The organism is Bacillus sp. LUNF1 (assembly GCF_011008975.1).
Lineage (GTDB): Bacteria > Bacillota > Bacilli > Bacillales > Bacillaceae > Bacillus > Bacillus velezensis.
Window position 1 is genome coordinate 1,204,091 of sequence record NZ_CP048876.1, and the last position, 13,045, is coordinate 1,217,135.

The 13,045-nt window shown below is 42.4% G+C and carries 19 protein-coding genes; 14 read left to right on the forward strand and 5 right to left on the reverse strand.

Going from position 1 to position 13,045, the window contains the following annotated elements; genetic code table 11:
• The first annotated feature begins 13 nt into the window (after positions 1–13).
• From G4O42_RS06225 to G4O42_RS06235, 3 genes are all read left to right on the forward strand, one after another.
• Entirely contained in the window at positions 14–190 is a 177-nt protein-coding gene (locus tag G4O42_RS06225; protein ID WP_162859400.1) for a class II lanthipeptide, LchA2/BrtA2 family, read from the forward strand.
• A gap of 35 nt (positions 191–225) precedes the next feature.
• Positions 226–402, forward strand: a complete 177-nt coding sequence (locus tag G4O42_RS06230; RefSeq protein WP_017417596.1) for a class II lanthipeptide, LchA2/BrtA2 family — start codon at positions 226–228, stop codon at positions 400–402.
• A gap of 88 nt (positions 403–490) precedes the next feature.
• The gene (locus G4O42_RS06235; RefSeq protein ID WP_032874564.1) at positions 491–3,376 is read left to right on the forward strand and encodes a type 2 lanthipeptide synthetase LanM family protein; all 2,886 of its coding nucleotides are present in this window, start codon (positions 491–493) and stop codon (positions 3,374–3,376) included.
• A gap of 45 nt (positions 3,377–3,421) precedes the next feature.
• Here the strand turns inward: G4O42_RS06235 and G4O42_RS06240 are convergent, their stop codons facing one another.
• Positions 3,422–4,186, reverse strand: coding sequence for a sulfite exporter TauE/SafE family protein (locus G4O42_RS06240; RefSeq protein ID WP_007610763.1), 765 nt, complete (start codon positions 4,184–4,186; stop codon positions 3,422–3,424).
• Positions 4,187–4,331: 145 nt separating this feature from the next.
• Positions 4,332–4,799, reverse strand: coding sequence for a DinB family protein (locus G4O42_RS06245; RefSeq protein WP_021494037.1), 468 nt, complete (start codon positions 4,797–4,799; stop codon positions 4,332–4,334).
• Positions 4,800–5,003: 204 nt separating this feature from the next.
• Between G4O42_RS06245 and G4O42_RS06250 the strand changes: the two genes are divergently transcribed.
• The 3 genes from G4O42_RS06250 to G4O42_RS06260 all read left to right on the forward strand — a co-directional run bounded on the left by G4O42_RS06250 (position 5,004) and on the right by G4O42_RS06260 (position 7,360).
• On the forward strand, positions 5,004–6,140 hold the full coding sequence (locus G4O42_RS06250) for a Rap family tetratricopeptide repeat protein (protein WP_087920760.1): 1,137 nt from the start codon (positions 5,004–5,006) through the stop codon (positions 6,138–6,140).
• Positions 6,130–6,264 (forward strand): PhrA family phosphatase inhibitor, encoded by a 135-nt coding sequence (locus G4O42_RS06255; RefSeq protein ID WP_003154881.1) that lies wholly within the window; start codon positions 6,130–6,132, stop codon positions 6,262–6,264. The genes G4O42_RS06250 and G4O42_RS06255 overlap by 11 nt, the downstream gene beginning before the upstream one ends.
• 142 nt (positions 6,265–6,406) lie before the next feature.
• Entirely contained in the window at positions 6,407–7,360 is a 954-nt protein-coding gene (locus tag G4O42_RS06260) for an N-acetylmuramoyl-L-alanine amidase (RefSeq protein WP_032874566.1), read from the forward strand.
• Positions 7,361–7,397: 37 nt separating this feature from the next.
• On the opposite strand, the gene G4O42_RS06265 is transcribed toward G4O42_RS06260, so the two are convergent.
• A complete protein-coding gene (locus G4O42_RS06265) occupies positions 7,398–7,775 on the reverse strand; it encodes a PH domain-containing protein (protein WP_007610770.1) in 378 nt (125 codons plus the stop codon).
• 109 nt (positions 7,776–7,884) lie between these two features.
• Here G4O42_RS06265 and G4O42_RS06270 point away from each other — a divergent pair, with 109 nt between their 5' ends.
• On the forward strand, positions 7,885–8,490 hold the full coding sequence (locus G4O42_RS06270) for a poly-gamma-glutamate hydrolase family protein (RefSeq protein ID WP_032874569.1): 606 nt from the start codon (positions 7,885–7,887) through the stop codon (positions 8,488–8,490).
• 139 nt (positions 8,491–8,629) lie between these two features.
• Here the strand turns inward: G4O42_RS06270 and G4O42_RS06275 are convergent, their stop codons facing one another.
• Both G4O42_RS06275 and xre read right to left on the reverse strand, forming a co-directional pair.
• On the reverse strand, positions 8,630–9,220 hold the full coding sequence (locus tag G4O42_RS06275; protein WP_007610775.1) for an ImmA/IrrE family metallo-endopeptidase: 591 nt from the start codon (positions 9,218–9,220) through the stop codon (positions 8,630–8,632).
• A 148-nt stretch (positions 9,221–9,368) separates the two neighbouring features.
• The gene (gene xre / locus G4O42_RS06280) at positions 9,369–9,707 is read right to left on the reverse strand and encodes an HTH-type transcriptional regulator Xre (protein WP_003154871.1); all 339 of its coding nucleotides are present in this window, start codon (positions 9,705–9,707) and stop codon (positions 9,369–9,371) included.
• 190 nt (positions 9,708–9,897) lie between these two features.
• Here xre and G4O42_RS19930 point away from each other — a divergent pair, with 190 nt between their 5' ends.
• The 7 genes from G4O42_RS19930 to G4O42_RS06315 all read left to right on the forward strand — a co-directional run bounded on the left by G4O42_RS19930 (position 9,898) and on the right by G4O42_RS06315 (position 13,012).
• Positions 9,898–10,077 (forward strand): hypothetical protein, encoded by a 180-nt coding sequence (locus G4O42_RS19930; protein WP_029325864.1) that lies wholly within the window; start codon positions 9,898–9,900, stop codon positions 10,075–10,077.
• On the forward strand, positions 10,067–10,894 hold the full coding sequence (locus G4O42_RS06290) for a phage portal protein (protein ID WP_032874571.1): 828 nt from the start codon (positions 10,067–10,069) through the stop codon (positions 10,892–10,894). The genes G4O42_RS19930 and G4O42_RS06290 overlap by 11 nt, the downstream gene beginning before the upstream one ends.
• Complete coding sequence (locus G4O42_RS06295) at positions 10,794–11,594, forward strand: ATP-binding protein (RefSeq protein WP_032874573.1); 801 nt, start codon at positions 10,794–10,796, stop codon at positions 11,592–11,594. Before G4O42_RS06290 ends, G4O42_RS06295 begins: the two co-directional genes overlap by 101 nt.
• Positions 11,594–11,761 carry a hypothetical protein gene (locus G4O42_RS06300; RefSeq protein WP_003154863.1) on the forward strand — a complete coding sequence of 56 codons (168 nt, stop codon included), beginning with the start codon at positions 11,594–11,596 and terminating at the stop codon, positions 11,759–11,761. The genes G4O42_RS06295 and G4O42_RS06300 overlap by 1 nt, the downstream gene beginning before the upstream one ends.
• Positions 11,762–11,858: 97 nt before the next feature.
• Positions 11,859–12,200 (forward strand): hypothetical protein, encoded by a 342-nt coding sequence (locus tag G4O42_RS06305; RefSeq protein ID WP_032874575.1) that lies wholly within the window; start codon positions 11,859–11,861, stop codon positions 12,198–12,200.
• On the forward strand, positions 12,190–12,393 hold the full coding sequence (locus G4O42_RS06310) for an XtrA/YqaO family protein (protein WP_003154859.1): 204 nt from the start codon (positions 12,190–12,192) through the stop codon (positions 12,391–12,393). The genes G4O42_RS06305 and G4O42_RS06310 overlap by 11 nt, the downstream gene beginning before the upstream one ends.
• Positions 12,394–12,499: 106 nt before the next feature.
• Positions 12,500–13,012, forward strand: coding sequence for a sigma-70 family RNA polymerase sigma factor (locus G4O42_RS06315; RefSeq protein WP_032874577.1), 513 nt, complete (start codon positions 12,500–12,502; stop codon positions 13,010–13,012).
• Positions 13,013–13,045: the final 33 nt, after the last annotated feature.

Here is a 13,045-nt window from a genome sequence, read left to right on the forward strand (position 1 = left end):
GGGGGGATTTTTAATGAAAAAAGAATTTTTAGCATTGGAAGTAATGACTGAGGAAGAATTAAAAGAATTGGCGGGGGGATCGGAAGCAACTCCAATGACCGTAACACCGACAACTATCACAATACCAATCTCTTTAGCAGGCTGTCCGACAACTAAATGTGCGTCTATTGTCAGTCCATGTAACGACTGAAATTTATAAAAACTCAAACAATAGGAGGAATTACCATGAAAAAAGATTTTCAAGCACTGACTCCAATGACTGAAGAAGAATTAAAAAACCTTGCAGGGGGATCAGATGCAACCCCGATGACCGTAACGCCGACAACCATCACAATACCAATCTCTTTAGCAGGCTGTCCGACGACAAAGTGTGCGTCTATTGTCAGTCCATGTAACGACTAAACATATCCGAAAAAGAATATGTATATGCGTACATATTCTTTTTCTTTTTTGTCAAAGACAATCAAGAATATATAAGGAAGTGATAAATGTGAACAAAACACAGAATTCGGATAACTATGTTTATGAAAACTCTATGTTAAATCTTTTTAAAGAAGAGGATTATTTCGAAGGTTTTGCGCAGTATTATATAAGTATTTTTAAAGCTCAGATTGTTAAAGAAATAGATAGAATACCATCCGAAAGTCTGCTGGATAAGGGATGTCTTGTTGAATCGATATTAATTAATTATAAGAAAAAAATATACCATTTGGCGGGGAAAACACTTATCCATGAGTTTCATCAAACTTTTGACGAGTTTGATCAAAAAAATGAATCTAAAAATTATGATATATTCTCAGAAAGGCTGAAAAACTCCGCATTTGTTGAAGAAATACTCAATAATTATCCTGTATTGCAAGATTTAATCTCCAGATCCACCTCTGATTTTATACGCTTCACTATATCTATTATTAAACATTGGGTTAATGACTATAAAAAAATCCAACAAAAATTCAATCTTTCGTTCGGAAAAATGAGAAAGATTAATATGAATGCAGGGGATGTTCATAATGGCGGTAAAAGTGTTGTTATTATTGAATTTGAAAATAACAAACTCGTTTATAAACCCCGTTCACTTGAAATTGATGTTTTTTATGAAAAGGTCATTGATTATGTCAATCAGTATTATCAAACTAATTTAAAAACACCTTTATCCTTGAATCAAGGTGAGTACGGGTGGCAAGAGTATGTACAGTCTGAACCGTGCGATAATATTGAACAGGTAAGAAATTATTATTACCAATTTGGAATGCATTTAGGATTTATTTATGCTTTTCAAGGGTCAGATTTTCATTTTGAAAATATCATAGCATGTCGTGATAAACCGGTGTTGGTTGATCTTGAGACTCTGTTTCAAAGCAGCCTCTTTTTTTCTGAGGAGAACAAGGAAAATGTTAATTTAATGGCATCAGCACAGGTAAATAAAACAATATTAAAATCTGCACTTTTTAACTATATGAGTTTTCCGGAAGATAACGGGCTGACTAATATAGGAGGCTTGATAAACACAGAAAATCAAAAAGGTGAAAAAGAAGAAGTGCTTCATATAAAAACAGATAAAATTTCTATGAGAAAGAAACAATATCTCTTCAAAAGGGGAAGGAATCTTCCTGTTTACAAAAATAAAGTAGCAGAATGCTTTGAATTTGAAAGAGAATTTATTGAAGGTTTCAAAAGAATATACTTTATTTTGAAAGAAGATTTATATATACGGAACCTTATAAGCGATTTAAATTATGCTCCTATTAGAATTATTGTCAGACCTACATATGTTTACGCTTCATTTCTTGAAACCCTCCTCCATCCTATGTATTTAAAAGATTATGGAGAAAGGATAAGGGTTTTATCTTTTATTAAGGATGCTTATACAAAATATAAAGTATTTGATTCCATCAGTCCATTTGAGATCAAGGATATGATGATCGGTGATATACCCTATTTTAATGCTCCTATTAGTGAAAAAAGGGTTTATTCAAATTCAATACATGTGGTGGATACAGGGATTATGAAACAAAGCGCTAAACAAGAAGTTTTAACTCGTTTAGCGAATATGTCGGAAGAAGACATGCATCAGCAAGTGAGCTTGATAAATATGGCCTTAAGCTCCACGGCGGCTAATTTGGATATTATTTACAAAAATCAAATTGATGATTTTGTACCTGGATATTTAAAAAATGACATACAAATCAAAGAGCTGATTCAAATAGAAACAGATTGTATATTAAAACAAGCAATCGAATCGGAGAAATATCTTCAATGGGTATCAATAGTCTCGGCTCCCAATGGCACCTTATCCGTAGGACCGCTGAGTTTTGGGCTGTACGATGGGTTAGCTGGAGTGGGGCTTTATTTTTCAGCTTATGATTTTATTTATAATGATGAAAAAGTCAAATCGGTTCTTCGTAAAATAGTGAATTCAATTAATCAAATATATGAGCATAGTATTTATAAAACAAATTTCTCTGCTTTTTACGGGTCAAGTTCTTATATCTATTTTGTTAATAAAATGAGAGGTACCGGACTTTATTCGGAAAATGAAGTGAATAGTATGTGTAAAGCATACTTAGAGAAACTTCGTCAGGAAACCGCTCAAATAACACATACTGATTTTATAGGCGGACTCGCAGGTATATTAAAGGTTGTGATTCAGCTTGGCAGGTATTATCGGACTGAATTAATGGAAGATACGGCAAGAGCAGTTTGTAAAGAAATATGCAAAAGAGCGATTCAAAATAGAAATGAAGCATATTGGAAATCCGACGCGGATGAGAATATTGTTTTAGCAGGGTTTTCTCACGGTATTACTGGGATTTGTTATGCACTATCTGAATATTATGCGCATATTGAGGCATCTGGAGAAGTACTTAGACTGATTGAATCAGCTCTCAAATACGAAGATAAATTTTTTGATATTAAAATAAATAAATGGAGAGATAACAGAAAAAATGAGTCGGATTATTCTTCCGCAATGTGGTGTCATGGGTCTTGCGGTATTCTTCTTGGAAGAAGCAGGATATACGAGAATGTAGACGGGCGTATTCACGTTGGGTATATTAATGAGTCTTTAGATGACACATTGCTGAATGGAAATTCCCACCGTCAGGGCTACTCATTATGCCATGGAACGATGGGGAATATAGATGTACTTCACGCTATTAAGGAATTATCTCTCTTTAAAAATCGCAAGCAAGAGATTGAGAATACAATTAATATATGGGTTAACCATTTTGAAGAGAATCTGTTAAAAAATGGCTGGCAAAATGGAATAAGAAATGATCATTCGGGACTTGGTATGATGTTAGGGAAAACCGGACAATTATATGCACTCTTAAGGTTAGTTAATAAAGAAATTCCCACCCCATTGGCTTTGGATTGAGGTGGATTTTCTAAATAAAAAAGCGACCCTGTAAAGGACGCTTTTTTATATTAATTTTATTCCGCTGATTAAAATAATCGCCGCCATCACAAACTGCAGCGGGCGCGGTGAGAATTTCGGCGAAAAGAAGCTGCCGAGAAGCACACCCGGCACAGAGCCGATCAACAGATTCAATACAAGCAGGTAATCGACGCTTCCGAAGCTTGCGTTTAACAGACCGGCAGCCGTTACGAGCAAAAAGGCATGTGCGATATCCGTTCCCACCACTTCTGCCGTTTTCATTCTGAATAGGTATAACATGGCGATCGCAAATAATGAGCCGGACCCAATAGATGTCAGGCCGACGATGAAGCCGAAAATGACGCCGATCAGTATCATGAGTGTCCGCTTTTCTTCAAGCGTTTTTTGCTGCCAGCGGTTCGGCCGCAGTTTTTTATCGAAAAAAAGGCGGGCGATAATGGAAATGGCGACAAGGGTCAGTACGTAGCCGAGCGCCTGTTTGATAATCTGCTCCTGATGCTGGTGAAAAGCGGGAAACAAGTGAAGAACACCGATGGCGGCTGTTGCGCTGGGAATGCTCCCGAGCGCCAAATAGCCGACAAGTTTAAATTGAACGGTGCGCTGCTTCCAATGAGAAACGACACCGAACAGTTTGGTGATGGAGTTATATAAAAGGTCAGTGCCGACGGCGATTGAGGGGTTGATCCCCAAAACGATCAGTAAAGGAGTCAAAAGCGCCGCTCCTCCCACACCCGTCAATCCGACCAGCGTTCCGACAAAGAAACCCATAAACACAATGCTTACAGTCATCTGTGTGCCTCCTGAATAATCCTACTATTTTTATCAGATTATATATGATTAAGAGGCGGTAATCAATTAAATTTTCGGAAAATTTTATACAGAACAAAAAAATCCGCCAGCCTGCTGTTATGTCGCAGACCGGCGGATGGCCGGATTATGATTTTTGCTGATAAAACGGAAGTTCCGTGTGGCCCATTTCTCTGACATACACGAAAAGATTGCCTTTATGATGAATTTCATGCTCCATGGCAAGCTGAAGGAGAGCCGCGCCGGTTACTTTTCTGCCGAAAGAGGCGGTCAGGTCAATTTCGCGGTTCAGCTGCTCTTCAGTCAGCTGTGACAGGATGTCTGTCGTTTTTTCAGTACATGCTTCCGCCAGTTTGACGAGGTCTGTTTCCGCTTCTTCTTTCGGTTTGTTCTGGATGGCTGATCCGTTTCCGTCGTTAATGACGTTTGCAAACATAAGAAAAGAATAAACGATGTGTTTTACAAGTTCCTGAGCGGACATTGATGTCTCTGCCGGTTTGTAGTCGTAATGCTCGCGGCTGATTTTTTCCGCCAGTTCAATCGTCACGTTTCGATGTGACAGAAAGTGGCTGACCAATTGATTTTGTGCTGTCATGTGAAAACCCCCATTTAATACAGAATAAAAGCTGCAAGGATATGCTATATCAACGGCACGGAAGAAACAAGCAATAAGCTTGTGACGGAGATAAATCGTTGCGGATATCCGAAATTCGACAATTGCGGTCTTTTTGCGTTCTTCTTTTTCTAGCAAATATGATAAAATATGACATATCTCGGTCATTCCAAAAGGGGGGATTTATTGAGGATGAAGCAGACTATTCCGTCCTCTTTTGTCGGGCTCAAAATTAATGAATGGTATACCCATATCCGGCAGTTTCACGTCCTTGAGGCGGAGCGCGTCAAACGTGAAGTAGAGAGAGAGATCGAGGATATGGAAGAAGATCAGGATCTGCTGCTGTATTATTCATTAATGGAATTCAGACACCGTGTCATGCTGGATTACATCAAGCCCTTAAAGGAGGACCCTTCTCAGCCTGAGTTTTCAGAATTATTGGAAGACATTGAAGGCAACCAGTATAAACTGACAGGACTGCTTGATTACTACTTTAATTTTTTTCGAGGAATGTACGAATTTAAACAGAAAATGTTCCTAAACGCCATGATGTATTACAAACGGGCTGAAAAAAACCTTGCACTCGTTTCTGATGACATCGAGAAAGCTGAGTTTGCTTTTAAAATGGCCGAGATATTTTACAACCTGAAACAAACCTACGTCTCCATGAGTTATGCCGTTCAAGCCCTTGAAACGTACCAATCGTATGAGACGTACAACGTCCGCAGAATCCAATGTGAATTCGTTATTGCAGGGAATTATGATGACATGCAGTATCCAGAAAGAGCATTGCCCCACTTAGAACTTGCTTTAGATCTTGCAAAACAAGAAGGCAATCCCCGTCTTATTAGTTCAGCCTTATATAATCTCGGAAACTGTTACGAAAAAATGGGAGACCTCTCTAAAGCAGCCGAATATTTTGAGACATCCGTTTCCATTTGCAGGTCAGAAAAGTTCGATAATCTTCCGCATTCTATTTACTCATTAACACAGGTTCTTTATAAACAGAACACTACAGCAGAAGCAGAGAAGCAATACCGCCTCGGGCTCAGTATCGCCCGCGAATACAATGATGAATTGTTTGTGAATCTGTTCCAATTTTTACATGCGTTATACGGCAAGGAAATGGATAACGCATCCGTCAGGCACACGTTTGATTTTCTGGAAGAACACATGCTGTATCCGTATGTGGAAGAATTGGCGCATGACGCTGCCAAATTTTACATGAAACACGGACAGCCTGAAAAAGCGCTCACGTTTTATGAAAAAATGGTGCACGCCCAAAAACAAATCCAGAGAGGAGATTGTCTATATGAAATCTAAACTGTTGTCAGGATTGCTGCTTGTTGCTGTCGGGTTCAGCTTTACACAGGTGATCGGCCATGAAAGCCATTTGGAAAACCAAGCGGACGGCACATTCCATATTGCCGCGCGCAACCAAACATAACATAAAGACCCTTCTTTGGAAGGGTCTTATTTTTTGCATGCGTATCCATTCCATTTTTATCCGAATGCAGAGTCTATATGCTCAAGTTATCTGTCCTACGAATGCCACCTATTGATGAAAAAGGCATAAGGAGAGATGAAGAGTGGGGATTGAAGTGAAAAAACGGCTCGTATCGGCTGATAAATATGCGTTAAAATGTCCGAATCCGATGACACCGGAGTATATTACCATTCATAACACGGCAAACGACGCATCCGCCGCTAATGAAATCAGCTATATGACGGGGAACAGCGAATCAACGAGCTATCATTTTGCGGTTGATGACAAAGAAGTGATCCAGGGAATTCCGTTGGACCGGAATGCCTGGCATTCGGGAGACGGCACGAACGGTACCGGAAACCGTAAGTCGATTGCTATAGAAATCTGTTACAGTAAGTCAGGCGGCGAACGGTACAGAGCCGCAGAAGAACTGGCGATTGCGTTTGCGGCGCAGCTTTTGAAAGAACGGGGCTGGGGGATTGACAGAATCAGAAAGCATCAGGACTGGAACGGAAAGTACTGCCCGCACCGCATTTTGTCTGAAGGCCGCTGGGATGAAGTGAAGGCGAAGATTGAAAAGAAATTAAGCGGGAGTATGCCGGCGAAAAAAGCCTCTATTTCTTATTCCGCGTCTGAATACCATGTGAAAAAAGGCGACACCTTATCGGAAATCGCCGCATCGCACGGTGTCAGCGTAAAATCGCTGCAAAGCATCAACCATATCACCGATCCGAATCACATTACAGTCGGACAAGTGATCAAGCTCGCTCAGACGGGTTCTTCTTCAAAAAGTCAGGCTGTGTCTTCCTATCCGCTTCCATCCGGTGTGATCAAAGTGACGAAACCGCTGACGAAAGGGGAGAACGTAAAACAAGTGCAAAACGCTTTATCCGCTCTTTATTTTTATCCCGATAAAGGAGCAAAAAATCATGGGGCGGACGGCGTTTACGGCCCGAAAACGGCAAATGCCGTAAAACGTTTTCAATCCGTCAGCGGATTAACGGCAGACGGAATTTACGGCCCGAAAACGAAGGCGAAAATAGAAGAAAAACTGTAATCAATAAAACGGAAGCTCCCCGGGCTTCCGTTTCTTCTTACATACAAACTGCGGCAAGGGCCTTTTGAATATCATAAATGCTTTCATCTTTTTTAAACTGCTTTGAGACAGCGGGAAGTTCCGCGCCTGAAATCCAAATTTTCAGCTCTGAATCAAGGTCAAAGCGGCCGGCGGTTTCTACGCTGAATCTGGAAATGCTCTTGTACGGAATGGATTGAATCTCCGTTTTCTTCCCCGTGAGTCCCTGTTTATCAACAAGAATAAGACGCTTATCCGTAAAGACAATGATATCTCGGACAAGCTTAAATGCGGCGTTGACATTCTCACCTTCCAGCAGAATACGGGCCAGTTCTGCTTTTGCTTCAGCCGTCGATATTGTTGACGCATTGCCCAGCAATCCATTGATGAACCCCATGATATATCCCCCCTGTTACGTATTCTATCAAATCATACTATAAAAAGGTTTCCATTCCCAGATGAGTAGAGTAAACTGGTGCTGACTGGAAAAGGAGAGCATGTTACACATGAAAGATCGATATGACAATTTCGCAGCCCTTTCAGCTGCTGAATCAGAATACAGAATTATTTATGAAGAAAAAGAGGGAAGTGAATGTATCGTCCTCGCTCCCCACGGCGGCAGGATTGAGCCGGGTGTCAGTGAGCTGGTGCGGGCATTTTCTGACCAAAGCTCAATTTACTTATTTGAAGGGACGAAGCGGTGCGATAACCGTTCTCTCCATTTGACAAGCACACGCTTTGACGAACCCCTGGCTTTAGAAAAAGTGACCGCCCATCATTACGCATTGGCTTTTCATGGGTATCATGATCTGAAAAAGGCAAATACACTCGTCGGGGGCGCGGATCTGGAAAAAGCAAGACTGATTTGTGATCTGCTGCGTGAAGCGGGGTTTGATGCCGAGCTGACAGAGAAGAATGATCGGCTGGCAGGTGTAAATCCCGGCAACATTGTCAATCGGACAAAAAGGAAAATGGGGCTGCAATTGGAAGTGAGCACGGCGCAGAGACACGCGCTGTTCAGTAATTTTGGCTGCCGGGGAGAAAAATATACGCCAACCGATCTGTTTTTTCGGTATGTAGAAGCCGTGAAGGCAGGTTTTTATGATAAATGAACAGGGGGGGCCCGTTCTTACATTCACTGGAGCTATGCGGCGCAAGAAGTGCTTGGCGGGCAGCACGGTGAGAACAGCGTCATGATGCAAAAACCTTTCCTGTGATTTAAAATGCTGACACTCTGACGGCAGAGTATCGCTAATTTTCAATAAAATACGGCGTTTTTTCCTCAGCGGCATGCAAGTGTGTCTGTCCGCTTTCATAATACACATTCGGCCGCTTGTCGGATAACAGACAAGCGAGCCGCTTCTGAAATTGAATACCTGCTTTACGCCGTTCAAACAGCTCCAGCCTTTTTTCCGCAAATGATGCCGTCACCCGGAAAGCGGCTGCGATTAAAATGACGGCGTGGCTCCTCCGCTGGGGAAGCTCCATGTTTAACAGCATAAAGGTCGGCACACAGAAGTGGTACATAAAATGGTTGGCCTGAAATTCCTGCAGTTCCCTGAACAGCTTGTTCATATGAAAATGGTTGCCGGTATGCTTCAGCACGTGGCACAGTTCGTGCGCAAAATCCTGCCATTGCTCTTCGGGTGACTTTTTTTGATTCAGGACGATGCTGTACATGCCGTCCCGCTTCAGCATCATACTGTGCGTATCTTCAAAATGAATCCAAATGTCAAGCTCCTTGGCAATCATCTGCATATCAATATGGAGAGGGGCGGTCATTCCCATGCGGCAATATAAGTTTTTGACGTATTCCTCAAGATGTGTTAAAAAATCGCCCAATTGAATACACCCTTTCGAACATATGTTCTTTTTTAAGCGAGAAAGAAAAGCCCTGATCGGACTTTGAATCAATTCCCTTTTCTTTTAAAAATAAACATTCAGCTTTTATATCGGCTGAACGTTAAGCAGTTTAAAGGAAAAGAGCGGATTATTTATGTTTCGGCCTGCGGTTTTTCTCTTTTTCTTTTAAATAATTAATGAATTCAATGGCCTGCTGCTTGCTTTCCGGGGAAAAGTCCTGCATGTCCCGATATGCGATCTGCAAGTCGGGATCGGCAAACATGTCTTCATCTGAAGGTTCTTTTCCGGTTAACAAATAATCAGTCGACACTTTGAAATAATCCGCAAGCTTTTGCAGCGTGTCGTAATCGGGTTCAGATCGGCCGTTTTCATAATGAGAATATCTGGCGCGCGAGACACCGATATGATTTGCGACTTCTTCCTGCGTTTTCTTTCCTCTGAGACTCTTTAATCTTCCGCCTATCATCCGAATGACCTCTCTTTTTTCAACACCCTAAGTTACTTATGATTATAGATACAAAATGTATCAAAATAAAGAGATGATAAAAAAAGTATCAAAAAGGTCTTGATGATACGAACTGTATCGTATATAATCAACATCATAAGGATACAAAATGTATCAATTTACGATAAGAAATCGATCAGGAGGGTGAGAGATGCAGCCGATAATCATCCGTTTCAGCAGCAATCCGGCTGATCAGAGATGTTTAGGAAAAGCAGGCGGTTCGATATCTTTTACCGCTTGCGGACTACCGGTATTCCGATTTGATAACCGATTGCAGTATGAACGCTATATAAGTCTGAAGACAAACGGAGACGTCCAATATGAATCGTAAAAGCTACCCGTTTTTCATCTATTCCGGATTATTGAATTCAGAACATTATGACAAAATAGGGTCTGCTATTTGGCTGTTTTTATGGTTCATCAGCTCAACGACAAAGGAACACGTAAAAGACGGCGTAAAGTGGGGGATCGTCCTCGGACATAAGCCCGTAAAAGCAAAAGAAATGGCCGACGTATTTGCCGTCAGCGAAAAAACCGTCAGACGGTGGCTTGAGGTTTTGGAACAGCATGAATATATCAAAACCGTCCGCGCCCCTTACGGACTCATCGTCTCAGTAAAGCACTCGAAAAGATTCACGCAGAAAAAGACATTGACCCGCCCGGAAGTCACAGACCGGACAATATCGGCGGATCACCGGGACAAAAATGTCCGGAGAGAAATAGATATAACAAAAAATCATACTGCTGAAGAAGCGATTAACGACATTGCCGCCCATTTTATCAGATTAAGGTCTGCACAGGAGAGGCGGAGCGTATACCCGTCGCCCCGGGATTATCAGGCCATCGCCCGTATTGTTTCCCTCGGTGCGTCAGCACAAGAAGCAATCAAATGGCTCGGCGAATGCTTTACCGCTTTTGAACAGCGGCGCACCTCTTCAGCTGAAACGATCAAGGCTTTCAGCTATTGCGCCAAGTATATGGAAGACCGCTTGAATGCACGAATTGCGGGAAGGACAATCACAACAAAAAAAGAGAGGAATACGATACATGACAAAACGAACGATCGAGCAGATACTGGCCGACCTGAAAAACGGAAAACGTCCATTACTGGCGGACAGACCGGAAGAATCAGGCGAAAGCCGCTTTGACTGTCCGCTCTGTAAAGATCAGGGCGGTTATCTCAAAAACCAGCTGGGAATGGATGTGTGGGTTAAGTGCCGCTGCGCCGCCGAACGAAAAGCAGAGCGCATTCTCAGCGCAAGTGAGATTACAGATGCCTTTCGGAAGCTGGATTTCAAAGGATTTATCACGCGGGGCAAGCCTCAGGCAGTCGTCGACGCATATGAGTGCGCCCTTGAATATGTTGAAAACTTCGACAAGATTAAAAACTGCCGGAAAAACAGCATTGCCCTTTTAGGGCGTCCGGGATCGGGAAAAACCCATCTTTTGACCGCTCTCAGCAATTATGTCATGAGACAGAAGCAGACACCGGTGCTGTATTTTCCTTTTGTGGAGGGCTTTACGGATTTAAAAAATGATTTTGATCTGCTTGATGAAAAGCTTGGCCGTATGAAACAGGCGGATGTGCTTTTTATTGACGATCTGTTCAAACCGCTGAACGGAAAACCCCGGGCGACCGATTGGCAGATTGAACAAATGTACGCCGTCGTGAATTACCGCTATTTAAATCATAAGCCGGTTCTTATCTCGAGCGAGCTGGCCTGTGACGGACTGGTGCAGGTTGATGAAGCCTTAGGCACAAGAATTTATGAGATGTGCAGCGATTATTTAGTCATCATTAATGGCAATTCATTTGACGTAAACCACAGATTAGAGGGGGCGAGATAATGTGTAAGCTGTGCGGGCCGAAGAAGGTCATTGTGACGGAAACGGGTTTCGGCGCTGTCTTTCACCCTTGCCCGAACTGCAAAACAGGCACTGATTTAACGCCGGTCATTAAACGTCTTGAGCGAATGGTTCAAGACGCAAAAGCGAGGCTTGATGCACGTGTATAAATATATCAAATGGCTTTTTTGCCTGCTGTTCAGGGCGAAACGGATAGAAAAGCAAATTGAAGCATGGCATGAGGCTGATGGAAAGTGAGGATAACCATTGCAAGAAAAACACAGCCCCGCTCCATGGAGGGCCGTACACAGCGGAGAAGAAAAACCCATTTACATTTATTCCGCTTACAGCGAAGCGGATAAAGAGAAGTTCCCTTATTCAAACGGAAGGCTCATCGCGGCCGTTTTTAACTTAAGTTCATACTCACAGCAGATCAACGCGGCATTGATGGCGAAAGCCCCGGAACTTTTTGAGGCGGCCGAAACGGCTCTCCGCCTGCTCCGGGGAGAAAGTTCTGAAGAAAAAGAAGCGTTCATAAATAAGCTCGAAAGCCTCATACATGAAGTAAACATCCTGAAAAAGACGGAGGACGTAAAACATGAATCCTAAAAAACTGACTGACATTGAACATACAACATTAAAAAGCCAGCTGGAAGAAGGCAAGGTTCGGGTGATTATTGTAGACGGACTGAAGAAGGAAGCATGGCTCGCCGAAGCGCCGGAGCACGGCAAAACGCTTGTCGAAACGCGAAAAGGGGATCTGGCCCGGGTCGAATATGAAATCGGCTTTAAATTGAATTAAAAACAGAATACGTCCAAGACGGAAAGCCTGCGGACACTGATCAATCGCGCACATGCTGCGCATTGGTTGGTGTCCTTTTTTTGTTCCGAAAAAGAGGAGGATCTACATGGAAGACTTACTATTTGAATATAAACGCACGCTGAAAGAGACGAAAAAGTGGTACAAGCAGCTGGAGGAAGCCGATGAAACGATGCTTACTTCAGAAGAACTGAAAGATAAAAAAATCATCAGAACGATCATTACAGATGTGGAATATGTCATCGAATGGCTTGAAAAAGGCCGGCAGCCCGGCATAAGAAGAGCGATAGACCGCAGAGACGCTTATCAGAGAATGCTGATTAAAGATCCTAGAATCATAGAAACCTATTCGCAGGCGCTGATGTTTGAACCTTCCGCAAATGTGACTGAAGAAGACAGAATCAGACTGCGGGACGCATTAGCCGTTTTAACGGATAGAGAAAAAGAAATGCTGCTGCTCCACAAAGCGGAATGCTTTTCGTATGAACGGATCGCCGCCTTGCTGAACGTAAAGAAATCAACCGTACAGACGACGGTCAAACGGGCGCTTCTAAAAATTCAAAAACAGCAGGAACAAAGAAATCAATCGCCTGCTTCATAAGTTGTCATACGTTTGCCACCTAGAAGTGAACAG

Bases quoted from the DNA above. Each gene is read 5' to 3' on its own strand.
- G4O42_RS06270 (WP_032874569.1), top strand. From the start codon at position 7,885: ATGAAAGATCGATATGACAATTTCGCAGCCCTTTCAGCTGCTGAATCA.
- G4O42_RS06240 (WP_007610763.1), bottom strand. From the start codon at position 4,186: ATGACTGTAAGCATTGTGTTTATGGGTTTCTTTGTCGGAACGCTGGTC.
- G4O42_RS06255 (WP_003154881.1), top strand. From the start codon at position 6,130: ATGAAATCTAAACTGTTGTCAGGATTGCTGCTTGTTGCTGTCGGGTTC.
- G4O42_RS06300 (WP_003154863.1), top strand. From the start codon at position 11,594: ATGTGTAAGCTGTGCGGGCCGAAGAAGGTCATTGTGACGGAAACGGGT.
- G4O42_RS06230 (WP_017417596.1), top strand. From the start codon at position 226: ATGAAAAAAGATTTTCAAGCACTGACTCCAATGACTGAAGAAGAATTA.
- G4O42_RS06290 (WP_032874571.1), top strand. From the start codon at position 10,067: ATGAATCGTAAAAGCTACCCGTTTTTCATCTATTCCGGATTATTGAAT.
- G4O42_RS06225 (WP_162859400.1), top strand. From the start codon at position 14: ATGAAAAAAGAATTTTTAGCATTGGAAGTAATGACTGAGGAAGAATTA.
- G4O42_RS06315 (WP_032874577.1), top strand. From the start codon at position 12,500: ATGGAAGACTTACTATTTGAATATAAACGCACGCTGAAAGAGACGAAA.
- G4O42_RS19930 (WP_029325864.1), top strand. From the start codon at position 9,898: ATGCAGCCGATAATCATCCGTTTCAGCAGCAATCCGGCTGATCAGAGA.
- G4O42_RS06310 (WP_003154859.1), top strand. From the start codon at position 12,190: ATGAATCCTAAAAAACTGACTGACATTGAACATACAACATTAAAAAGC.
- G4O42_RS06295 (WP_032874573.1), top strand. From the start codon at position 10,794: ATGACAAAACGAACGATCGAGCAGATACTGGCCGACCTGAAAAACGGA.
- G4O42_RS06245 (WP_021494037.1), bottom strand. From the start codon at position 4,799: ATGACAGCACAAAATCAATTGGTCAGCCACTTTCTGTCACATCGAAAC.
- xre (WP_003154871.1), bottom strand. From the start codon at position 9,707: ATGATAGGCGGAAGATTAAAGAGTCTCAGAGGAAAGAAAACGCAGGAA.
- G4O42_RS06265 (WP_007610770.1), bottom strand. From the start codon at position 7,775: ATGGGGTTCATCAATGGATTGCTGGGCAATGCGTCAACAATATCGACG.